The sequence below is a fragment of the Variovorax sp. 38R genome, assembly GCF_014843395.1.
Classification (GTDB): domain Bacteria; phylum Pseudomonadota; class Gammaproteobacteria; order Burkholderiales; family Burkholderiaceae_C; genus Variovorax; species Variovorax paradoxus_H.
The window spans coordinates 6,173,714-6,195,734 of the sequence record NZ_CP062121.1; the positions used below are offsets into that span (position 1 = coordinate 6,173,714).

Here is a 22,021-nt window from a genome sequence, read left to right on the forward strand (position 1 = left end):
CACGTGCCGCACCGAACTAAATTGTGAGGATTCGCTTCAACGCACGGCGCTGGAAATCAGAGCGTGCGTTCGAGCTGCCAAGCTTGGTACTTCAGGCTTACCACCGCACCGATGACGATGCCTGCGATCGCCGGCAGGCTCGCGATGCTCAGCGTCGACAGCGCACTCAGGCCCTGTCCGATGGTGCAGCCCATGGCCGTGACGCCGCCGATGCCCATGAGCACCGCGCCCGTCGCGTGGTGAGCGAGGTCGCCGGTGCCGGCAAAACCTTCCCAGCGGAATTCGCGCGACCACAGCGCATGCAGTGCGGCCCCCACCACCACGCCGGCGACCGACACGATGCCGAGCGTGAGCCGCTTGTTGACGTCGCTGTAGAACATGAGCCAGTCGAGCGCGTAAGCCACCGGCGTGACGAAGCTCAGCGCTTCGGCGCGGCCGGAGTTGGTGGCGAGGAACACGTGCTCGAGCGTGAGCGGATGCTCCTCGACCACCGCCCAATGCCCGCTGAGCCACCATGCACCGACGACCAATGCGCCGATCAGCATGCCGCCGACGAGGCTGCGCACGTCGCGCGTCTCGCGGCCCCATGCGGCCCACACGAGCAGCGCGCCGCCGAGCACCAAGCCGAGCGCGAGGCGCAGCGACGATGCGTTCAGTTGGAAAGAGGCAGCCAGTACCTCGGGCAGTGATGCGTTCACTGCCAGATCGACATGCACCGCATCGACGGTCGCAACACGCAACACCGCGGTGATGCCCTTCAGCGTGGCAAAGGCCGACACGCCCATGAGCACCAGCACCACCAGCGCCTTGAGGTTGCCGCCGCCCAGGCGCACCAGCGTCTTGTTGCCGCAGCCCGAAGACAGCACCATGCCGACACCGAACAGCAGGCCGCCGACCAGCGCGGCGAGCCAGAGGATCTGGTGCGAGGCATAGAGCGTGCGGTCGGCATCGACGAGCCCCGTGAACACCAACGCCGAGAAGCCGATGAGCGCGACGCCGCCGGCCGCGGCCCACTGCTTCACGCGGGTCCAGTCGCCGAGCGCCACCACGTCGCTGATCGCGCCCATGGTGCAAAAGCGCGTGGCGCGCGCGACGGCGCCGAACACCGCCGACAGCACGAAGGCCGCCACGAGCGCGAGCGTGGTGAGAAGGGAAACCTGCTCGATGGACATGCCCCGATTCTAGGGAGCGCCCCACATGCGGGGCGCTCGATTCAGGCCAGGCCTGGGTTCGGTGCGATGTTCTTCAGCACGGGTTCGTCGAGCCGGCGCGTGGTCACGACCTTGCGCGATTTCAGCCACGGCTCGATGACTTCCCACACCGGCTTGTTGCCGGCGGTGCGCGCCTCTTCGCTCACGGGCGCCCAGCCCGCGACCTTGTAGCTGCGGCTCGCATCAATGGGCTTGCCGCCCAGGCGCATGTCCTGGATGCGCTGGCCCATGGCGGCCGTCGGGTCGCAGGTGTATTGCAGCCCGCCCACGCGCACCATGTCACCGCCCTGCTGGTAGTAGGGGTCGGGGTTGAAGAGGTTGTCGCACACGTCTTCGAGCACGGTCTTCAGCGTCTCGCCGGTCATCTGCGTGACGGTCGCGTACGAGTAGGTGGTGGCCGTCATGTCCATCAGCCACTCGCGCGTGATCGCCTGGCCGGGCAGCAGCGAGGTGCCCCAGCGGAAGCCGGGCGAGAAGGCGATGGGCGCGTCCTGCACTTCCATGAGCGCGTCGAGCAGCAGCTGGTCGCCGGTGCCGTTGAAGTTACCGCGCCGGTACAGCGCGCCGTCGGTGTGCGCCAGGGTTTCGGACAGCTTGGCTTCGTAGGGCGCGCGCACGCGGGTGATGAGCGCGTCCATCTCCTTGTCGGCCGGAATCAGGTCGGAGAACACGGGCAGCAGGCGGTAGCGGAAGTCGCTCACCTTCTTGCCCTTGACGTCGAAGTCGATCACGCCGAGGAACTTGCCGTTGGAGCCGCCGTTGACCACGATGGTCTTGCCGCCCGCGTTGCTCACGAGCGTGGGCATGGGCGTGCCGTCGTGCGTGTGGCCGCCGAGGATGGCGTCGATGCCGGTGACGCGGCTCGCCATCTTGAGGTCGACGTCCATGCCGTTGTGCGACAGCACCACCACCACCTGCGCGCCCTTGCCGCGCGCTTCGTTCACCACGCGCTGCAGGTTGTCGTCCTGGATGCCGAAGGTCCAGTCGGCCACCATGTAGCGCGGGTTGGCGATGGGCGTGTAGGGAAAGGCCTGGCCGATGATGGCGCACGGCACGCCGTTGATTTCGCGCATCACATACGGCTTGAACACCGGGTCGCCGAAGTCGGCGGTCTTGACGTTCTGCGCGACGAACTCGACCTTGCCCGCAAAGTCTTTCTCGATGATCTGCTGCACCCGCGCCATGCCGTAGGTGAACTCCCAGTGCCCGGTCATCACGTCGACGCCGAGCAGCTTGCAGGCGTCGACCATGTCCTGTGCGTCGGTCCACAGCGAGGTGGCCGAACCCTGCCAGGTGTCGCCGCCGTCGAGCAGCAACGCGCCCGGCCGGCTGGCCTTGAGCTGCTTGACCAGCGTGGCCAGGTGCGCGAAGCCGCCCACCTTGCCGTAGCGCTGTGCAGCGTTGTTGAAGTCGAGGTAGGTGAGCGCATGTGCCATGCGCGTGCCGGGCTTCACACCGGCGGCTTTCAGCAGGTGCTCGCCCACGAGGTGAGGCACCTTGCCGCGCATGCTCCCCACGCCGATGTTGACGCCCGGCTCGCGGAAGTACAGCGGCTTGAGCTGCGCGTGGCAGTCGGTCATGTGCAGCATCGACACGTTGCCGAAGGCCGGCACGGTGTACATGCCGTCGAGGCCGGCAGCCACGCTGCTGCCGTGGCGGCCCAGGCCCAGGCCGGCGACAGCGCCGGCACCGAGCATCTGGACGAACTCGCGCTTGGAAAGGTTCATGAAGAAGGAGGCCGGGCGTTCAGCGGTTGACGGGAGACTGGGGGTCGAGCAGCAAGCCCATCACGTCGCGGATCTGCTTCTCGTTGAGGATGCCGGAATGGCCGACGCGCGGCATGTTCGAGCAGGCGTTGTAGGCGCGCGCGTTCCACAGCTTGCCCCAGGTGTATTCGACGATGGGCTTGGAAGCAGCGCTGGCCGGGTCGCTCACGCCGCGCAGCTTGCCGTAGTGGTACAGGCTGGGGCCGAGCGTGCCGAAGGAGATTTCTTCCTTCGACATCTGGTGGCAGTTGTAGCAATTGCCGCCGTTGGCGGCATTGGCCGCGTCGGTCCAGGTGAGGCCGCGGCCGTTCTGCGCGATCTTCTCGCCCTCGCGCCAGTCGCCGACGAACTTGCCGTCAGAAGGCCAGCGAACGGTCTTCATGTTGGCGGCCTCGATCTCCTTGGTGCGCTGCTCGTCCAGCGGCTTGCCACTGGCCTCGGCTTCGCTGCACGCGAGGTTGGCGGGGTCTTGCACGAGGCGGTCGACCTTGGCGATGCCCTGGTCGCGGAAGGAACGCTGCAGCGCGTCGGCGGTGAGCTTGTCGAGCTCGGCCGCGCTGTCGACGGACGCGCAACCGAACACGGTGAGCGCGCAGGCCACGGCGGCCAGGCCGAAGAAATGATCAGACTTCATGGCGTGGCTCCTTCAGCGCTTGATGCCGGGCGCGGTGGTCTTGCCGCCCTTGCCGTTGACGCCCATGTACACGGCCAGCGCCACGGTCACGTCGCTGGCATAGCCCGGGTACGGAAAGCGCTGCTGGCGGAAGCAGTCGTTGAGCCGGCGCTGCATGCCCCACAGCTCGCCCGACGACACGCGGTAGGCCGGCCAGGCGCCGAAGCCTTCGCCGGCGCCGGGGTTTTTCGTGAGGTTGGGCAGGTCTTGCAGGCGGATGCGCTTGCCGTCGGCGCCGTGGCAGGTGGCGCAGGCAAAGTCGTGCGGGCCGGCGCGCAGGAAGAACAGGCGCTTGCCCACTTCGTACGCGCGGCGTTCGCTGGCGTGCGACTGCGGCAGGTTCAGCGGCAGGCCTTTCGACTCGGCCGAGATCCACGCCACCAGCCCCTCGAGGTTCTTCTGCTCGCCCTGGCCGAACGGCGTCTTGGCGATGGCGACGGCATCGAAACCCTGCAGCGTTTCCATGCAGGTGAGCAGGCGCGACTCCATGTCCTGCACGCGGCCGGTGTCGGGGAAGTAGCGCGGCAGTTCGGCGAACGCGCCCTTCACCACGCCCGGGCCCTTGCCGAGGTCGCACTTCTCCATCGACGCGGCCTTGGGGCCGCGCTTCTGTTTCCAGAGGTCTTCGCCCTTGGCCTCGAACAGTTCGGCGGGGTTGCCGTCCTGCAGCAGCGCGCGGTACTCGGCGATGCCTTCGGCCGTGGTCTTCTGCGCCGCGGCGGGCAGTGCGATGCTGCCGGCCAGCACCAGCAGGCTCAGGCATGTGGTTGTCCTCATGGGGCCGCCTTTTTTTCTCGTGGGGAACACAACAACAACACGCGAGCGATCGAGCAAGCGATCGAACGCGTGGCGGAGGAAGCGTCAGCTGACGGTGGCTTCGTCGGTGCGGGTGTCGCCGCGGTTGTCCTTCCAGGTCACGGCGATCTTGTCGCCGGCCTTCGCGCCCTTCAGCGTGAACTGCATGAAGGGGTTCTTCGACACCGCCGGGCCCCAGTCGGCCGTGAGCACGGTCTTGCCGTTGAGCGAGGCCGTGACCTCCTGGATGAACCAGGCGGGGATGGTCTTGCCGGCGGCGTCCTTGCGTTGGCCGGTTTCCATTTCGTGCGCCATGAGGATGCGCACGGTCGTCTTGTCGCCCGCGGCCTGGGCGCGGATGCGCATGGGATCTGCCATGGTGGTCTCCTTCTTCTCGTCGTGTTCTTGTGTGTGAAGCCGTCGCTCAGCCGCCGCAGCCGCCGAGCGTGACCTTGACTTCCTTCTTGGCGAAGAGCGCCTTGCCGTCGTTCATGACCGCGATCGCGTACACGTCGGACGACTGGCCCAGCTTGGCGCGCGTGGTGAAGTTCGACTCGACGAACTCCGAGGTATTGAAGATCGCGACCACGGCGTTGGGGTTCTTCTCGACCAGCAGCATGAGCTGCTTCACGCCGGGCAAGGCGGTGGCCACGCTGAGCGGCACCACGGCGCCGTTCTCGGCGATGTCGGGGCCGGTGATGGTGACGTCCTTGCTCTCGGTGGGCGCGCCGGTGACACCGACGGCCTTGAGCGCGTCGGCCACGCTCTTGGCGTCGAAGGCGTCTTTGGAGTACGCGAACGCGGTGGCGGGAAGCCATCCGGCGGTGGCCGCCAGGCCTGCGAGGGCGGCGGACTGCGTGAGCATCTGTCTGCGGTTTTTCATGGGGTTGTCTCCTGTCGAATCATGGTCCGGCGCTGTCGGCGAGCCAGCGTGCGATGGCCTTGGCATCATCGTCGCCGAGGGTCTGCGGCGGCATCGGGATCGCCCCCCAGACACCGGTGCTGCCTGCCTTGATCTTCTGCAGCAGGTGGTCGGTCTGGCCGGGGTACTTTTTCGCGATGTCCGAGAAGGCGGGGCCGACGAGCTTCTGCGTCATGCCGTGGCAGGCGGTGCAGCTGTTCTTCTCGAGCAGCGCCACGGGCACCTTCGGTGCTGCGGCCGGTGCGCTGGTCTTCACTGCAGCAGCGGGCGCGGCGGTGGCGATGCCGCGCTGCGCGCCCACCAGCCGGTTCTGGTCGGCGAGGTTGCCGTGGCTGCCGCGCGCATGCGGCGGCAGTTGTGCGACCGACGACGCCGCCGGCACGCAGTCGCGCATGCAGGCCACGGCCGACACGTCGGGCTTCGCCGCGCGGCCGAACTCGGCGCCGGGCCACATCGCGTGCGCGGTGGTGCCGCCGTTGCGATTGGGCATGCGGGCCTGCACCTCGCGGATGTTCTTGTCGGACAGCGTGAAGTCGTCGGGCACGATGCCGCCGAGGTTCAGCATGTAGGCGGTGACGGCATACACGTCATCCGGCGTCAGCGACTTGGGCTGGTTCCACGGCATGGCGCGGTACACGTAGTCCCACACGGTCGACAGGCTCGTGACCTTCATCAGCGTGGTGCGGCCCGGGAAGGCCGGGTCTTTCAGGCGCGCGACGTGGCCGCTCTTGATGTCTTCGGCCGTGGTGCCGCCGACGATCGGGCTGAACACCTGGTTCGATTCGCCGAACACGCCGTGGCACGAGGCGCACTTGCCTTCCCACAGGTCTTGTCCGCGCGTGACCGAGCCCGAGCCGGGCGGCAGGCCCTTGAAGTCGGGGCGCACGTCGATGTCCCACGCGGCCACTTCCTTGGGCGTGGCGTCGCGGCCGATGCCGGCATAGCCAGCCGCCTTGGGCTGTGCCCATGCCGCAGCGCCGACGCCGCAGGCGAGCGCAAAAACGAGCAGCGCGCGCTTAGGAAAGCTGGACATTCGCCACCTCCCCGTTCGCCTGCACCTGCCACGACTGGATGGCGTTGTTGTGATAGATCGAGCGCGTGCCGCGCACCGCGCGCAGCTGCTTGTAGCTGGGCTGCACGTAGCCGGTGTCGTCCATCGCGCGGCTCTGGATGATCGCGGGCGTGCCGTCCCACACCCAGTCGATGTTGAAGCGCGTGAGGCACTTCGAGAGCACGGGCGATTCGAGCCGCGCGGTGCGCCAGTTGCGTCCGCCGTCCACGCTCACGTCCACGCGCTTCACCTGGCCGCGGCCCGACCACGCGAGGCCGGTGATGTTGTAGAAGCCCTTGTCGAGCAGCATCTGGCCGCCCGAAGGCGTGGTCACGACGCTCTTGCATTCCTGGATGCTGGTGTACTGGCGGTGCTGGCCGTCAGGCATCAGGTCGACGTAGTGCACGGTCTCGTCCTTGGCGCCGTAGGGCTGGTCGCCGAGTTCGATGCGGCGCAGGTACTTGACCCAGCTCACGCCCTGCACGCCGGGCACCACGAGCCGCAGCGGGTAGCCCTGCTCGGGCCGCAGCATCTCGCCGTTCTGGCCGTAGGCCACGAGCACCTCGCCCGAGCGGATGAGGCTCATGGGAATGGTGCGCGTCATCGACGAACCGTCGGCGCCTTCGGCGAGCACGAAGCGCTCGCCCTTCAGGTCGGCGCCCGCCATCTCGAGCAGCGTGATCAGCGGCACGCCGGTGAACTCGCTGCACGACAGCATGCCATGCGTGTACTGGGCCGTCGGCACCGCGACGTTGCCCCACTCCATGCCGGTGTTGGCGCCGCACTCGATGAAGTGAAAGCGCGACACCGACGGCAGCCGCATCAGCTCGTCGAGCGTGAAGACCTTCGGCGTCTTCACCATGCCGTTGACCATGAGGCGGTGCTTGGACGGATCGATGTCCCACCAGCCCTGGTGGTGCCGCTCGAAGTGCAGGCCGCTGGGCGTGACGATGCCGAACAGCGACTGCAGCGGCGCGAACGACACCGAGGCCTGCGCGGTTGGCGTGAGCCCCGGGCTCTGGCGGCGCTGCACGTTGGCTTCGTATTTGGAAGGCTTGCCGTAGCCGTCGGTGACCACCGGCTGGCCGAGGCCCGTGCTGTGCGCGGGCAGATTCAATATGGCGGGGTCGCCGTCGCCCACTGCGGTGCGCGTTTGCGCGAGCGCGGACGACGTGGCCGCCGTGCCTGCAACGGCCGCGGCGAAGGCGTTGCGGATGAAGTCGCGCCGCCCCTTGCCCGCTTCGGCGAAGACGGAACGCACGTCCTGCGCGTCGAGAAAGTTCTCGGGTGCCTTGCGCACCTGCCCGGTCTGCTGGATGCTGCCGCTCATGGCGTCGCGTCCGTGCGCCTTACTTGGCGCCACCCAACACCCAGGCGGCCAACGCCTTGGCATCGGCCTCGCTCATCGCGGGCTGCGCGGGCATGGGCACGGCGCCCCACTTGCCGGTGCTGCCCTTCTGGATGCTCGCGGTGAGCACGGCAAGCGCGTCGGCCTGGCCGGTGTACTTCTTCGCGACGTCGAGGTAGGCGGGTCCGACCAGCTTCTTGTCGACCGCATGGCAGGCGAGGCAGGCGTTCTTCTGGGCCAGCTCCTTGTTGGCAAGGGCCGGTGTCGACAGCAGCAGGGTGGTGGCAGCAACGGCGAGCGACGGCAACAGCAACTTCAAATCGGTCTCCTCGAAACGCGCCCCGAAGCGGCCGGTTTCATCATTAAATAAGTAAATCGTTATGTATTGATTTTAGGGACGATCGTGAACAAGGGAAGGGCTTTGCCCTTGGGGGAAACCCGTTCGGTTTCGCCATGCATAACGTCAGCCGCGGACGGCGGTGCGCGCTTGCTGCAGGCGTGCTTCGAGGTAGGCGCCGTAGAAGTCCGAGTCGCCGCCGGTCAGGCGTTCGGCGACCTCGCGGCCGTTGTGGCCGAAGAAGAGCACGGTCGGTGCGACGGTAACTTTCCAAGCCTTGATGAGCGCGTCGTGCGTGCGTGTGGAGCCGTCGAAGTCACGCACGATGCGCGAATCACGAAAGTCGATCTGCACCACGGGCAGGCCGACGGCGAGTTCGGGCACAAGGTAGTGCTCGCGCACGATCTTGCAGAAGGGACAGCCCTGCAGGCTGGCCATGACGACCAGCGGTTGCGAGCGGGCCAGCGCCGCAGCGAGCGCGCCGGCCAGCGAGACGGGTGCGGGCAATTGCTGCACATCGGCCGCATGCACCGCCATCGGTGCGACGCACCACGCGGCAAGGCCCGCGACGAGCTGCCTCCGCGTACGGTCGCCCGTCATCGCGCCTCCTGCTCCAGCAGCAGGTAGGTGTTGTAGGCGTTCATGCGGTTGGCCACCTTGAACAACGGCCAGGCCTCGAAGCGTGACCAGTCGGTGGCGGCATAGGCCTCGTCGAAAGGCGTCATCTCAGTCGCCGCTTTCTGCATCGCGCCGCGCAGGAAGACGAGGTAGTCGCGCGTCTGCCGCAGGTCTTGCGCCGGGTCGTCCGACGCGGGGCCGTGGCCCGGCACGATGGTGCGCGCGTCGAGTGCGAGCAGCGCGTCGAGCGACGTGATCCAGTGCCGGCTGTCGGCCGAGCCCACGTAGGGCGTGCGGTTGCGGAACACGATGTCGCCGGTGAACAGCACCTTCTGCTGCGGCAGGAAGATGGCGAGGTCTTCGGGCGTGTGCGCGGGGCCGGCGGGCTGGATCACGAAGCGCGTGCCGCCGATCGTCAGCTCGGTGCGGCCGTCGATCCACACGTCGGCCGGCACCAGCCGCGTGCGCTCGTCGATCCACGGTGCGAGCTCCTGGCGCGAGGCCTCGAGCCGCAGCCGCGCGGTGTCGGACGTGAGGTAAGTCTTGCCCCGCGTGTGCGCCACGATCTGCGCGCCCAGCGCCTTGAACACCTGCAGGCCGTAGATGTGGTCGGCGTGGTAGTGCGTGAGGATGACGTGGCTGATCGGCTTGGGCGTGAGCTTGCGGATCTCGGCCACCATGCGCTCGGCGACCGCGGGCGAACCCAGCGCGTCGATCATCACGACGCTGTCGCGCGTGACGACGAAGCCGGCGTTGGAGATGAAGTTCTGGTTCTCCTTCGAGCCCAGCGCAGGGATGCCCTGCACGTAGTAGATGTCGGGCGCGACCGGCAGCGGGCGGATCTCGGGAGCGGCGAACGCGGCACTGGCGCTCAGCCAGAGCGCAGCGCACATCAGCAGCGCCTTCGCGCGAACGGCGGTGGGCCGGCACGGGAACATCGTGGGTCGTCTCCTGCGGGCTGGGCGGCGAGGGCCGCGGGCTTGCCCGGCTGTAAATATAAGCAGAAGATGATATTTTGCGGGCAACGACAACAGCCAGAGGGTTTCCCCATGAGACACGCATTCATCGCTTTCCTGCTCGCCATGGTCGCCACGTTCGCGGGCGCGCAGGAGACCAAGGTGGTCTACCACGTGAACACCGGCGTGGAGAGCAGCGCGGCCATCCTCGCGAACATCACGAACCACCTGAACGCGGAGCCGAAGGCGAAGATCGTGGTGGTCACGCACGGCCCCGGCATCGACTTCCTGCTGACCGATGCGAAGGACAGCAAGGGCCGCGAGTTCAGCGGCCCGGTGAGCGCATTGGCGGGGCGCGGCGTGGAGTTCAAGGTGTGCAACAACACGCTGACCACGCGCAACATCGACGCGGGCAAGCTGCTGATGGAAACCAAGATCGTGCCCTCGGGCGTGGCCGAGGTGGCGCGGCTGCAGGCGAAGGAAGGCTACGTCTACCTGAAGCCCTGAGGGGCTCCGCCGCAGAAGGCCGGGCGGCCTTCTTCTCTTCTTATTCCTGCTCGATGGCGATCTGCACGCAGATGCTGCGGCACAGCGCCACGACGGTTTCGTTCGCGATGCTGTAGTAGATGCTCACGCCGTCGCGGCGTCGTGCGAGCACGCCCGCCTGGTAGAGCGTGTTCAGGTGCTGCGACATGTTGGGCTGCGTGGTGTCGATCTGCGCGAGCAGCTCGCTCACGTTCTTCTCACCGTTGCACAGCAGGCTCACGATCTTCAGCCGCATGGGCGCGGCCATGGCCCGGAACAGGTCGGCGGCAATGTCGAAGACCTCGTCCTCGGTGACAGCCGAGGACTTCTTGCGGGGTTTGGTGGCCATGCTGAATAGGTTCATGCGCAGGTCGCAATGTACATCGGCCCTTGGCGGCACGAGCGATGTCCCGGCGGCCGCACGGCGATTGCACGCGGCCGCCGCGTCACAAAAGCGACGAGCCGCCCGTCTTCGGGATGCGGGGATGTCCCCGCGCCACCACCCGGAGCACCCCGCATGCACGCGCTGCAAAAGATAGCCCTGCCCTATCGAGGCCATTGCCACGTCGTTCTCGACTTCGTTCCGACGCGATCTAATAATCAAAGTACTTTCTTTGATAAAAGAGCAGGTTGCGTATGAACAAACAATCCAGGACCTGGCTCGGCGCCGGTCTCACGGTCGCGGTGCTGGGCGCGGCGGGCTACGGGCTCGTGGCGAAATTCCAGCCGGCCCATGCACAGGGTGGCGCCATGCCGCCGGCCAAGGTGGCGGTGGCCCCCGCGCGGCAGACCGAGATGGCGCGCTTTCTCAGCGGCATCGGCACGCTGGAGGCCAACCGACAGGTCGAGGTGCCGGCCGAGGTGGAGGGACGGGTCGCGAAGATCCTGTTCACGCCGGGCGCGCAGGTGCGTGCCGGCCAGCTGCTGGTGCAGCTCAACGACGCGCCCGAGCAGGGCGACCTCGAACGGCTGCGCGCCCAGCAGGCCAATGCCAGGGCCCTGCTCGAACGCACGCGCCGCCTGCTGCCGCAGCAGGCCGCCACGCAGGAGCAGATGGAGCAGGCGCAGGCCGCGTTCGACCAGGCCAGCGGCGAGTTGCGGCGCGTGCAGGCGCTCATCGAACAGAAGCACATCAAGGCGCCGTTCGACGGCGTGCTGGGCATCCGCAAGGTCAACCTCGGCCAGTTCGTGCGCGCCGGCGATGCGCTGGTGTCGCTCACCGACAGCCGCACGCTGTTCGCCAACCTCACGCTGCCCGAGACCGCGCTGCCGGCGCTCAAACGCAACCAGGCGGTGGCGCTCGCGGTCGATGCCTACCCGGGCCGCGTGTTCCCCGCCAAGCTCAGCGCCATCGAACCGATGATCGGCAGCGACACGCGCACCGTGCGCCTGCAGGCCACGGTCGACAACGCCGACGGCGCACTCACGCCCGGCATGTACGTCAACGGCAAGGTGGCGTTGCCCCCGCGCGCTGGCGCCATCGCCGTGCCTGAAACCGCCATCACCTACAGCACGCACGGCGACTCGGTGTTCGTGGTGCGCGCCGGCGACAAAGGCGACGGCTTCTCGGTGCAGCAGGTGTTCGTGAAGACCGGCGAGCGGCAAGACGGCCTCGTCGTGGTCGAGCAGGGCCTGAAGGCCGGCGAGCAGGTCGTCACCTCGGGCCAGCTGCGCCTGTACAACGGCGCCGCCGTGGCCCCGGCCGCGAAGGACACGCTGGCCCTCACGGAGCCGAAGTCATGAAGTTCACCGACCTCTTCGTGCGCCGGCCCGTGCTGGCGCTGGTGGTGAGCACGCTCATTCTTCTGCTCGGCGCCCGCGCGCTGGGCGACCTGCCGGTGCGCCAGTACCCGCTCACCGAGAGCACGACGCTCACCATCACCACGCAGTACCCCGGCGCGTCGCCGGAGCTGATGCAGGGCTTCGTCACGCAGCCGATCGCGCAGGCGGTGGCGACCATCGAGAACGTCGACTACCTCTCGTCGTCCTCCACGCTGGGCCGCAGCGTGATCAGCGTGCGCATGAAGCTCAACGCCGACGCCAACCAGGCGCTCACGCAGGCGATGGCGCAGGTCAGCCAGGTGAAGTACCGGCTGCCGGCCGAGGCCTTCGACCCGGTGATCCTCAAGTCGGCAGGCGAGGCCACGGCGGTTGCGTACGTCGGCTTCTCGAGCAAGACCATGCCCGTACCGCAGCTCACCGACTACCTCTCGCGCGTGGTGCAGCCGCAGTTCGCATCGATCGAAGGCGTCTCTGGTGTCGAGGTATCGGGCGGGCAGACGCTGGCGATGCGCGTGTGGCTCGACGCCAACCGCATGGCCGCGCGCGGCATCTCGGCCGGCGAGCTGGCCGACGCGCTGCGCCAGAACAACGTGCAAGCGGCGCCCGGGCAGGTGAAGGGCCTGTACGTGGTGTCGAACATCCGCGTGAACACCGACCTGGTGAACGTGGCCGAGTTCCGCGACATGGTGATCAAGCGCGACGGTGAAGCCATCGTGCGGCTGGGCGACGTGGCCACCGTGGAACTCGGTGCGGCCAGTGCCGACAGCAGCGCGACGATGGACGGCGACAAGGCCATCTACCTCGGCCTGCAGGCCGCGCCCAACGGCAACCCGCTGGTGATCGTGAAGCGCATCCGCGACCTGTTGCCCGGCATCAAGCAGAACCTGCCGCCGGGCGTGGAGGTGCAGCTGCCTTTTGAACTCGCACGCTTCATCGAGGCCTCGATCGACGAGGTGCAGAAGACGCTGCTCGAAGCCATCGCCATCGTGGTGCTGGTGATCTTCCTGTGCCTGGGCTCGCTGCGCGCGGTGCTCATTCCGGTGGTGACGATTCCGCTGTCGATGCTGGGCGCGGCAGCGCTGATGCTGCTGTTCGGCTTCAGCATCAACCTGCTCACGCTGCTGGCGATGGTGCTGGCCATCGGCCTCGTGGTGGACGACGCGATCGTGGTGGTGGAGAACGTGCACCGCCACATCGAAGAGGGCAAGTCGCGCGTGCAGGCTGCGCTGATCGGCGCACGCGAAGTGGCCGGCCCGGTGATCGCGATGACGCTCACGCTGGCCGCGGTGTACGCGCCCATCGGCCTCATGGGCGGGCTCACGGGCTCGCTGTTCAAGGAGTTCGCCTTCACGCTCGCGGGCGCGGTGGTGGTGTCGGGCGTGATCGCGCTCACGCTGTCGCCGGTGATGAGTTCGTTCCTGCTGCCGCAAGATGCCACAGCGGGCCGCATGGCGCGTTATGCGGAGTCGTTCTTCCACAAGCTCGCCACCGCGTATGGCCGGTTGCTCGACGTGTCGCTGCACCACCGCTGGTTCACGGGCCTGCTGGCGGCGGCCGTGCTCGTGAGCCTGCCCTTTCTGTACAACGCGGCGCAGCGCGAGCTGGCGCCCGGCGAAGACCAGGCGATGGTGATGACCGTCATCAAGTCGCCACAGCACGCCAACATCGACTACGTCGAGAAGTTCGGCCAGACGTGGGACGCGGTGCTGGCCAAGCTGCCCGAGAACACCGGTCGCTGGCTCATCAACGGCTCGGACGGCGTGTCCAACAGCATCGGCGGCGTGCAGCTGTCCGACTGGAACGCCCGCCAGCGCAACGCCGACCAGATCCAGGCCGACGTGCAGGGCGGCATGAACGAGGTCGAGGGCAGCAGCGTGTTCGCCTTTCAGTTGCCGTCGCTTCCCGGTTCGACCGGTGGGCTTCCGGTGCAGATGGTGATCCGCAGCGCAGGCGACCACGCGACCGTGTTCGAGGCGATGGAAACGCTGAAGAAGGCGGCGCGCGAGAGCGGCAAGTTCGCCGTGGTCGACAGCGACCTGGAGTTCAACAACCCCGTGACCGAAGTGCGCGTGGACCGCGCCAAGGCCAACAGCATGGGCGTGACCATGAAGGCCATCGGCGACACGCTGGCGGTGCTGGTGGGCGAGAACTACGTCAACCGCTTCGGCATGGACGGCCGCTCGTACGACGTGATTCCGCAGTCGCCGCGCGACCAACGGCTCACGGCCGAGGCGCTGTCGCGCTACTTCGTGAAGAGCGCCAGCGGCCAGCCCGTGCCGCTGGCCAACCTCGTGACGCTGTCGACCAGCGTAGGCCCCAACAAGCTCACGCAGTTCAACCAGCTCAACGCCTCGACCTTCCAGGCGATTCCGATGCCGGGCGTGACCATGGGCGACGCGGTGGCGTTCCTGAGCGAAGAGGCGAAGAAGCTGCCGGCCGGCTTCAGCTACGACTGGCAGTCGGACGCGCGGCAGTTCACGCAGGAAGGCTCGGCGCTGGTGATGGCCTTCGTGTTCGCGATCGTGGTGATCTACCTGGTGCTGGCGGCGCAGTACGAGAGCCTGCGTGACCCGCTGATCATTCTGATCAGCGTGCCGATGTCGATCTGCGGCGCGCTGGTGCCGCTGGCGCTGGGCTTTGCCACCATCAACATCTACACGCAGATCGGGCTGGTGACGCTCATCGGGCTCATCAGCAAGCACGGCATCCTGATGGTGGAGTTCGCCAACGAGATCCAGGAACGCCAGAACCTGGACCGCCGCGCCGCCATCGAGCAGGCCGCGCGCATCCGGCTGCGCCCGATTTTGATGACCACGGCCGCGATGGTGGTGGGCCTGGTGCCGCTGCTGTTCGCGAGCGGCGCGGGCGCCAACAGCCGCTTCAGCATCGGCCTGGTGATCGTGGTCGGCATGCTGGTGGGCACGCTGTTCACGCTGTTCGTGCTGCCCACCATGTACACGCTGCTGGCGCGCGACCACCGCACGGTGGGCCGCTCGGCGCGCACCGCCGAACTCGAAGCGCTGGTGGCGCGCGAGCCCGCCGGCGACGCCGCCCTGACGACACCGGGAGCATGACCATGACACGAAGACTCTTCTCTTACGCCGCGCCGTTCGCCCTCAGCGTGCTGGTGCTGGCCGGTTGCGCGGTCGGGCCGAAGTACGCCGCACCGAACGATGCGCCGGTCGCCATCGCCGCCCCCGAGCGCGCGCTGTTCGCGCCCGACGCGGTGCAGCGCGACTGGTGGCGCCAGCTCGACGACCCGCAGCTCGACGCGCTCATCGAGCGCGCGCTGGCCGGCAACCACGACATCCGCATCGCACAAGCCCGGCTGCTCGAAGCCCGTGCGATGCAGACCGAGGCCGAGCTCGACCGCCTGCCCGTGGTGACGCTGGGCGCCAACAAGACGCGCAGCATCGCGCAAGGCAACGGCGTGCCGGCCGATGCGCGCACGCTGGCGCAAAGCAGCCGCGCGGGCTTCGACGCCGGCTGGGAGATCGACCTGTTCGGCCGACTCCAACGGCTGGACGAAGCCGCCACCGCGCGCGCCCAGGCCAGCGCGGCCGACCTCGAACAGGTGCGCATCGTGGCCGTGGCCGAACTGGCGCGCAACTACTACGAGATGCGCGGCGCCGAACAGCGCCTGGCCGTGACGCAGCGCACCCTCGACAGCCTGCGCCAGAGCCTGCGCGTGACCGAGGCGCAGGTGCAGACCGGCCGCGGCCTCGAAGGCGACCTGGCGAGCGCGCAGGCCAACCTGGCCAGCACCGAGAGCCAGCTGCCCGCCTTCGAAACCGCGCGCCGCCAGGCCGCCTACCGCGTCGCCGTGCTGGCGGGCCTGCGCCCGGCCGAGCTGGTGCCTATGCTGCAGCCGCAAGCGCTGCGCGTGCTCGACAAGCGCCTGCCCATCGGCGACCTCGGCGCGTTGCTGCGCCGCCGGCCCGACGTGCTGCGCGCCGAGCGCGGCCTGGCGGCCAGCACCGCCGATGTGGGCGCGGCCACGGCCGAGCTGTATCCGCGCGTCGACATCGGGGGCTTCCTGGGGTTCATCGCGCTGCGGGGGGCCGACCTGGGCAGTTCGTCGAGCCGCGCCTTCAGCGTCACACCCGGCGTGAGCTGGCCTGCTCTGCGGCTGGGCTCGGTCAAGGCCCGCCTGCGCGGCGCCGAAGCCCGCGCCGAGGGCGAACGCGCCGTCTACGAACTGACGGTGCTGCGCGCCATCGAGGACGTGGAGAACGCCCTCACCGGCTACGGCCAGAACCAGCTGCGCCTGCAGCGGCTGCTGGAGGCCTCGGCCCGCAGCGGCCGTGCCGCCGAGCTGGCCCAGGTGCGCTACCGCGAAGGCGCCGCGCCCTACCTGAGCGTGCTCGACGCGCAGCGCACCCTGCTGCGTGCGCAGGATGCCGTGGCCGAGGCCGAAACCGCCTCGTTCACCAGCCTCGTGGCGCTTTACAAAGCACTGGGCGGGGGGTGGCAAGCGCCCACCGAAGCGCCCACGGATGCGAGGGGAGGCCCAACCACCTGACAATGACACTGTTTTTCCCCACGACCGAAGCTGCCATGTCCGCCCCCGATGCCACCAAGCCCACCTGGATGCCGCACCAGCCGGCAGACCGCATCCTGTCCACGCTGAAGACCCGCGGCGCGCTCGGCATCCCCGACATCGCCAAGGTGCTGAACGTGACGGTCGAGGCGGTGCGCCAGCAGATGTCCAAGCTCGAGACCGAAGGGCTGGTGGACGCCGAAAGCCGCTCCAGCGGCCGCGGCCGTCCGACCCAGATCTGGCGGCTCACCGGCGAGGGCCACCGGCGCTTTCCCGACACGCACGCCGAGATGACGGTGCAGATGATCAGCGCCGTGATCAGCGTGTTCGGCGAGAAGGGCATGGACCAGCTCATCGGCGCGCGCGAAGCCACCATGCGCGCCACCTACACCGAGGCCATGCGCGGCGCGCGCAACCTCGAGACGCGGCTCGAGCGGCTCGCGGACATCCGCAGCCGCGAGGGCTACATGGCCGAGTACCGGGCCGAGGGCGACGGCTTTCTCTTCATCGAGAACCACTGCCCCATCTGCACCGCGGCGCAGGCCTGCACCGGCTTTTGCCGCAGCGAGCTGCAGCTCTTCGACGAGGTGCTGGGGCCCGAGGCCGACGTGAGCCGTGTCGAGCACGTGCTTGCGGGCGCGCGACGCTGCGCGTACCGCGTCGTGCCCAAGGCACGCGCCTGAAGCGCCGAAGCACCATCTTGTTTTTATCCACCAACTAGAAAGAAAGACCCCCCATGGAACACACCCTTCCCCCGCTGCCGTACGCCATCGACGCACTGGCCCCCGAGTACTCGCAAGAGACGCTCGAGTTCCACCACGGCAAGCACCACAACGCCTATGTGGTGAACCTGAACAACCTGCAAAAGGGCACCGAGTTCGAAGCGATGACGCTCGAAGAGATCATCAAGAAGTCCACCGGCGGCATCTACAACAACGCCGCGCAGATCTGGAACCACACCTTCTTCTGGAACTGCATGAAGCCGCAAGGCGGCGGCGCACCGACCGGTGCACTGGCCCAGGCCATCGACGCCAAGTGGGGCAGCTACGACGCCTTCAAGGAAGCCTTCGTGAAGTCGGCCGTGGGCAACTTCGGTTCGGGCTGGACGTGGCTCGTGAAGAAGGCCGACGGTTCGGTGGACATCGTGAACACCGGCGCCGCCGGCACGCCGCTGACCACCGCCGACACCGCACTGCTGACGGTCGACGTGTGGGAGCACGCATACTACATCGACTACCGCAACCTGCGCCCGAAGTTCGTCGAAACCTTCCTGGCCAAGCTGGCCAACTGGGACTTCGCGGCGAAGAACTTCGGCTGAAGCCGGCGCTCTCGCCATGAAGGAAGCCGACCTGCGGGTCGGCTTTTTTGTGGATGCTGCGTTCAGCGCGGCGCCGTCACCATCCAGTCGATCCAGCGCGCGACGTGCGCCTGGTCGAGGTCGAAATAGTGCGTGTGGGCGCCGCGGCCGAGGCAGGCCTCGTGCTCGGCCGTGGCGCACCAGGCCGGCGGCAGGCTCACCTGCGTGTACGACTTGTCGTCGACGCCCCAGAGCCAGCGCCCGACGTAGTCGCCGGCCGTGTACAGGTTGACCCAGCGGTCCACGCCGACCTTGGCCGCGCTCGGCCCGCCGCCGTTCGCGTCTTCCGCCGTCACCCACGCATAGAGGTGCGGAAAGCGCGCCGCGTACAGCTGGCGCAGCGGGCAGCCGGCGGTGAGCAGCAGCAGCCGGCTCTTGTTCAACGCCGCCCAGAGTTCCGTCACCCGCGCGTCGACCTTCTGCTCGGCGCGGAACTGCAGGTAACGCAGCAGCTCCGTCGAGATCACCGTGCCCTGGCTGTGCGCCACGATCACGATGCGGTCGTAGCCTTGCGCCGCCACATGCTCCAGCAGCGACACATAGCGCGAGAAGATGCGCGCACGCGGAATAGCGCGGCGCGGAAACTCGCGGAAGTGGCCGTCGACGTCGAGCGCCACATCAAGCGGCATGCGCAGGCCCGGCACGGTGCGCGACAGGAAACCGCCGAGCAGCGAGACGACCGCCGTCAACGTGGCGGCGGTGAAGATCAGCGGCTTGAGGCCGGTCTGCGACAGCGCCGACACCCAGATGACCGCGGCGTCGATCCTCCCTCCCACCGAGACACCGCATTGCTTGAGCACCAACAACAGGGCGACCGCGCAAGCGATCAGCACGCTGGCAGTCGTGAGGATGGTGACGAAACGGTCGAGCCGCCGGTAGCCTGCGCCGAGCCACAGGCCCAGGCCCTCCGACGTGCCGAAGACCACCTTGAGTTCGGCGAACAGGCTGGGCACCAGCACTGCGACCAGATAGACCAACAGCGACAGCGTGAGGCCCGCCGTCAAGGCGAAGGCCTGCGTGCTTTTCTCGTAGCGGTTGCGCAGGAACTTCGCACCATCGGGCCAGTACCCGTCCTTGGGGAACCAGAACGACGTGTAGTCGACGTTGTTCGCGCCAAATTCCACGAGGTTCGTCAGCACGGCCCACGCCACCATCGTCAGCGCCACGAACGCCGCCAGCGACACGAACAGCCCCAGCCGCCCCGTCGCGATGCTGGCGCGCGCGGCCGCGTTGCGGTCGGGCACGGTCTGCCCGGCGATGAGCCAGGCGATGAGCAGCACGCCGGCCACGCCCCACCAGGCCACGACGCCTATCAGCAGGTACTCGATCACCCGCATGCCGGCGCGCACCCAGTGGCGCAGGTCGTCCGTGCCGCCCGCCGCCGCGGCGTTGATGGCCACGTGCACGAGCAGCGCCGCCACGGTCAGCGCCATCAGGCCGAGCCCCCAAGTGCGTGCGGCCGGAAAGCGGTCACGCGCGATGCGCAAGGCGCGGTCGCTCAGCGCCACGAGCAGCGCCACCCACGTCACGCCGACCACCCAATGGGCGGGCAGCCGTGTCCACAGGAGCCACACCGCCAGCAACGCGTACAGAGCCACCATGATCCGCGCGGAGACCTTGCTGCGCGCCTCGTAGCAGTACCACCAGAAGGCCAGCACCGGCACGACCACGGCCAGCACCCGGCGCAGCAGCTCGGTGAGCGACGAAGCACCCGACGCGGGCTCGGCCCGCGCCAGGCCGCCGAGCCCCCCGATCACCAGCCCGACGAGCAGCAGCTGCAGAAAGAGGTTCGCCAGCAGATTGGCAAAGGCCCAGTCGAGCGCGGTCTGCAACGACGCCAAGCAGGCCCAGCGCCGCGCCCCCGGCGGCCGGGGCTTCTTGTTCACACCCGCCGCCTCGGCGGCGCGGTCCACCGCGTCGCGGCCCAGCTGCGAGAGGCGGAACACGATGGTGAACAGCTCGGCGACGATGCGCGCCACCGAGCCCGGCAGGCGCGACAGGTCGGCCCAGTACATCTCGTGCACGTCGATGCGCTGCTGCACCGGCTGCCCGTTCGCATCGGTGGCGTCGCGCGTCATGCGCACGCGCGTGGCCTCGTAGGCCTCGTGGTCGGGCTCGGCGCGCTGCGACTTGAACAGCAGGTAGTCGCTGAAGGCGATGTCGGGGTTGCTCTTCTTGAGCTCGCGCGGCGTGAGCGGCCCGCGCCCCTTGGCGGCGCGCACCACGCCCGCGTCGTCGTCCTCGGCGGTCGAGATCCAGTCGTCGGCGCTAAAGTCGGAGGTCTTCGACTGCCGCATCGCCTTGCGCACGGGCGGCACGTAGGCCTTCTGCGCGGCAGCGCCTTCCGTGGCGGCCTTCTCGTTCTTGTCCTGATGCTGGGTGCGCTGCTGCACCATCGACGTCAGCGGCGGCACCGGCAGCAGGTGGGTGTCGCAGTCGGCCTGTCGGTAGGTGGCGCCCGGGCCGGGGTTGTTGAGCATCAGCGAGGCGATGGCGCGGGCCGTGTCGCCGGCCTTCTGGTCGGCCACGCCATGGATGGCGATGACCGCGACGCGCTCGGGGCGCGCGAGGTGCTCAGACGTTGACGGCTCGGGCGACGGTGCGCGCATGGAGTGACTCCTCATGCCACGCGGGTGCATGGCAGGAGGGATTGTCCGCAGCGCGTCGCTTTTTACTTCCCCCAAACGAGGGATGCCGGACGGCCAGTGCCTCAGCCGCCGATCAGGTGCAGGATGTTCCCGTCCGGGTCCTTGAACCACGCCATCTTCATGCCGTCCGCGACGTGGAGGTCGCCTTCGCGCTTCGTCTCGGGCATGTCGTAGTGCTCGAAGCGCACGCCCTTGGCCTTGAGCGCGGCGACGAGGCGCTCGATGTTCGCGCCGACCTGCCAGCTCACGGCCGTGGCCTGGTTCGTGCCCGCGAACGACGACCGATACACCTGGACGCGCGTGTTGCCGCTGCGGTACACGGCGACCTCGTCGCCTTCCGAATCGACCTGCGCAAGGCCCAAGGTGTCTTCGTAGAAACGGCGTGCCACGGTCATGTCTTTCACCGCGAGATTCGCCACCGCATCGATGTTTCCGAGCATGGGTGTCTCCTGTGGGGGAATGGACTTTTCATCTTCGGCGGCCAGATGGCCCTGTCAAGTCGGCGCCGTCCGATACGGGGCCCATCGCAAACCACGAAAATAGGTCGATGCCCCTTCCGGCACACTGCACCGTGGGTGCAGTGAGGTCGAAAGACCTCCACCGACACTGCCGCCCCCCGATCCGCTCAGACCGAGAGAGACAAACCCATGATCCGAAGAAAACTCACCCGCTCGCTGGCCCTCGTGCTCGCACTCCCCCTGGCCTTCGCCGCCGTGGCCGCGCAGGCCCAGACCGCCGCCTACCCCGCCAAGCCCATCCGCATGGTCGTGCCCTTCCCGCCCGGCGGCGGCACCGACATCCTGGCGCGCCTGGTCGCGCAGAAGCTCACCGAGGCCAACCACTGGACCGTGGTGCCCGACAACCGCGGCGGCGCCGGCGGCACCATCGGCATCGCCGAGGCTGCGCGCGCCGCGCCCACGGGCTACGACATCGTGATGGGCCAGAAGGACAACATGGTCGTCGCGCCCTGGCTCTACAAGAGCCTCAGCTACAACCCGGTGAAGGACCTCACGGCCGTGGCCCACGTGGCCTACACGCCGGTGGTGATCGTCACGCAGGCCAACTCGAAGTTCAAGACGCTCGACGACGTGGTGAAGGCCGCGCGCGCCGCGCCCGACACCGTCACCTACGGCTCGCCCGGCAACGGCACCACCATCCACCTGGCCGGCGAGATCTTCAACGGCGCCGCCAAGATCAAGATGCGCCACGTGCCCTACAAGGGTTCCAACGCGGCCATGATGGACGTGCTCGCGGGCAACGTCGACCTGATGGTGTCGTCGGTGCCTTCGGCACTGGCGCAGATCAAGGCCGGCAAGCTGCGCCCGCTGGCCGTCACCTCCGCCAAGCGCAGCACCTCGCTGCCCGACACGCCCACCGTGGCCGAGCTGGGCTACAAGGACTTCGACGTGAGCACCTGGTACGGCGTCTTCGTGCCGGCCGGCACGCCCAAGGAGGGGTCTCCTCGTTTTCAGTGCAATAAGTGACGGTACGA

The 22,021-nt window shown here is 68.2% G+C and carries 21 protein-coding genes; 7 read left to right on the top strand and 14 right to left on the bottom strand.

Features of this window, described 5'->3' with window-relative positions; all coding sequences use genetic code 11:
* Positions 1 to 56 precede the first annotated feature (56 nt).
* The 11 genes from IG196_RS28700 to IG196_RS28750 all read right to left on the bottom strand — a co-directional run bounded on the left by IG196_RS28700 (position 57) and on the right by IG196_RS28750 (position 9,659).
* A complete protein-coding gene (locus IG196_RS28700; RefSeq protein ID WP_192193995.1) occupies positions 57 to 1,172 on the bottom strand; it encodes a YeeE/YedE family protein in 1,116 nt (371 codons plus the stop codon).
* Between the two features lie 41 nt (positions 1,173 to 1,213).
* The gene (gene soxB, locus IG196_RS28705) at positions 1,214 to 2,938 is read right to left on the bottom strand and encodes a thiosulfohydrolase SoxB (RefSeq protein ID WP_192193996.1); all 1,725 of its coding nucleotides are present in this window, start codon (positions 2,936 to 2,938) and stop codon (positions 1,214 to 1,216) included.
* Positions 2,939 to 2,957: 19 nt separating this feature from the next.
* The gene (gene soxX / locus IG196_RS28710; RefSeq protein WP_095747116.1) at positions 2,958 to 3,611 is read right to left on the bottom strand and encodes a sulfur oxidation c-type cytochrome SoxX; all 654 of its coding nucleotides are present in this window, start codon (positions 3,609 to 3,611) and stop codon (positions 2,958 to 2,960) included.
* A 12-nt stretch (positions 3,612 to 3,623) separates the two neighbouring features.
* Positions 3,624 to 4,427, bottom strand: coding sequence for a sulfur oxidation c-type cytochrome SoxA (gene soxA / locus IG196_RS28715; RefSeq protein WP_192193997.1), 804 nt, complete (start codon positions 4,425 to 4,427; stop codon positions 3,624 to 3,626).
* Positions 4,428 to 4,511: 84 nt separating this feature from the next.
* The gene (gene soxZ / locus IG196_RS28720; protein ID WP_172438442.1) at positions 4,512 to 4,823 is read right to left on the bottom strand and encodes a thiosulfate oxidation carrier complex protein SoxZ; all 312 of its coding nucleotides are present in this window, start codon (positions 4,821 to 4,823) and stop codon (positions 4,512 to 4,514) included.
* 46 nt (positions 4,824 to 4,869) lie between these two features.
* On the bottom strand, positions 4,870 to 5,328 hold the full coding sequence (gene soxY / locus IG196_RS28725; protein ID WP_095950317.1) for a thiosulfate oxidation carrier protein SoxY: 459 nt from the start codon (positions 5,326 to 5,328) through the stop codon (positions 4,870 to 4,872).
* A gap of 19 nt (positions 5,329 to 5,347) precedes the next feature.
* Entirely contained in the window at positions 5,348 to 6,400 is a 1,053-nt protein-coding gene (locus IG196_RS28730; RefSeq protein ID WP_192193998.1) for a c-type cytochrome, read from the bottom strand.
* Positions 6,384 to 7,748, bottom strand: a complete 1,365-nt coding sequence (soxC, locus tag IG196_RS28735; protein WP_192193999.1) for a sulfite dehydrogenase — start codon at positions 7,746 to 7,748, stop codon at positions 6,384 to 6,386. The genes IG196_RS28730 and soxC overlap by 17 nt, the downstream gene beginning before the upstream one ends.
* 19 nt (positions 7,749 to 7,767) lie before the next feature.
* Entirely contained in the window at positions 7,768 to 8,079 is a 312-nt protein-coding gene (locus IG196_RS28740; protein ID WP_225617107.1) for a c-type cytochrome, read from the bottom strand.
* 150 nt (positions 8,080 to 8,229) lie between these two features.
* Entirely contained in the window at positions 8,230 to 8,703 is a 474-nt protein-coding gene (locus tag IG196_RS28745; RefSeq protein WP_225616837.1) for a hypothetical protein, read from the bottom strand.
* On the bottom strand, positions 8,700 to 9,659 hold the full coding sequence (locus tag IG196_RS28750; protein ID WP_192194001.1) for an MBL fold metallo-hydrolase: 960 nt from the start codon (positions 9,657 to 9,659) through the stop codon (positions 8,700 to 8,702). Before IG196_RS28750 ends, IG196_RS28745 begins: the two co-directional genes overlap by 4 nt.
* 111 nt (positions 9,660 to 9,770) lie before the next feature.
* Between IG196_RS28750 and IG196_RS28755 the strand changes: the two genes are divergently transcribed.
* Positions 9,771 to 10,184, top strand: coding sequence for a DsrE family protein (locus tag IG196_RS28755; protein WP_192194002.1), 414 nt, complete (start codon positions 9,771 to 9,773; stop codon positions 10,182 to 10,184).
* 40 nt (positions 10,185 to 10,224) lie between these two features.
* Here the strand turns inward: IG196_RS28755 and IG196_RS28760 are convergent, their stop codons facing one another.
* Positions 10,225 to 10,551, bottom strand: a complete 327-nt coding sequence (locus IG196_RS28760) for an ArsR/SmtB family transcription factor (RefSeq protein ID WP_099793711.1) — start codon at positions 10,549 to 10,551, stop codon at positions 10,225 to 10,227.
* 287 nt (positions 10,552 to 10,838) lie between these two features.
* Here IG196_RS28760 and IG196_RS28765 point away from each other — a divergent pair, with 287 nt between their 5' ends.
* From IG196_RS28765 to IG196_RS28785, 5 genes are read left to right on the top strand one after another with little or no spacing between them, the layout of a single operon-like run.
* Positions 10,839 to 11,945 (top strand): efflux RND transporter periplasmic adaptor subunit, encoded by a 1,107-nt coding sequence (locus IG196_RS28765; RefSeq protein WP_192194003.1) that lies wholly within the window; start codon positions 10,839 to 10,841, stop codon positions 11,943 to 11,945.
* Positions 11,942 to 15,058 (top strand): MexW/MexI family multidrug efflux RND transporter permease subunit, encoded by a 3,117-nt coding sequence (locus IG196_RS28770; RefSeq protein WP_192194004.1) that lies wholly within the window; start codon positions 11,942 to 11,944, stop codon positions 15,056 to 15,058. The genes IG196_RS28765 and IG196_RS28770 overlap by 4 nt, the downstream gene beginning before the upstream one ends.
* Positions 15,055 to 16,506 carry an efflux transporter outer membrane subunit gene (locus IG196_RS28775; RefSeq protein WP_192194005.1) on the top strand — a complete coding sequence of 484 codons (1,452 nt, stop codon included), beginning with the start codon at positions 15,055 to 15,057 and terminating at the stop codon, positions 16,504 to 16,506. Before IG196_RS28770 ends, IG196_RS28775 begins: the two co-directional genes overlap by 4 nt.
* Positions 16,507 to 16,541: 35 nt before the next feature.
* Positions 16,542 to 17,207 carry a helix-turn-helix transcriptional regulator gene (locus tag IG196_RS28780; RefSeq protein ID WP_101491899.1) on the top strand — a complete coding sequence of 222 codons (666 nt, stop codon included), beginning with the start codon at positions 16,542 to 16,544 and terminating at the stop codon, positions 17,205 to 17,207.
* A 53-nt stretch (positions 17,208 to 17,260) separates the two neighbouring features.
* The gene (locus IG196_RS28785) at positions 17,261 to 17,842 is read left to right on the top strand and encodes a superoxide dismutase (protein ID WP_192194006.1); all 582 of its coding nucleotides are present in this window, start codon (positions 17,261 to 17,263) and stop codon (positions 17,840 to 17,842) included.
* 62 nt (positions 17,843 to 17,904) lie between these two features.
* On the opposite strand, the gene IG196_RS28790 is transcribed toward IG196_RS28785, so the two are convergent.
* Positions 17,905 to 20,490 (bottom strand): hypothetical protein, encoded by a 2,586-nt coding sequence (locus IG196_RS28790; protein ID WP_192194007.1) that lies wholly within the window; start codon positions 20,488 to 20,490, stop codon positions 17,905 to 17,907.
* A gap of 101 nt (positions 20,491 to 20,591) precedes the next feature.
* The gene (locus IG196_RS28795) at positions 20,592 to 20,969 is read right to left on the bottom strand and encodes a VOC family protein (protein ID WP_192194008.1); all 378 of its coding nucleotides are present in this window, start codon (positions 20,967 to 20,969) and stop codon (positions 20,592 to 20,594) included.
* 210 nt (positions 20,970 to 21,179) lie between these two features.
* Here IG196_RS28795 and IG196_RS28800 point away from each other — a divergent pair, with 210 nt between their 5' ends.
* A complete protein-coding gene (locus tag IG196_RS28800; protein WP_412556398.1) occupies positions 21,180 to 22,013 on the top strand; it encodes a Bug family tripartite tricarboxylate transporter substrate binding protein in 834 nt (277 codons plus the stop codon).
* Positions 22,014 to 22,021: the final 8 nt, after the last annotated feature.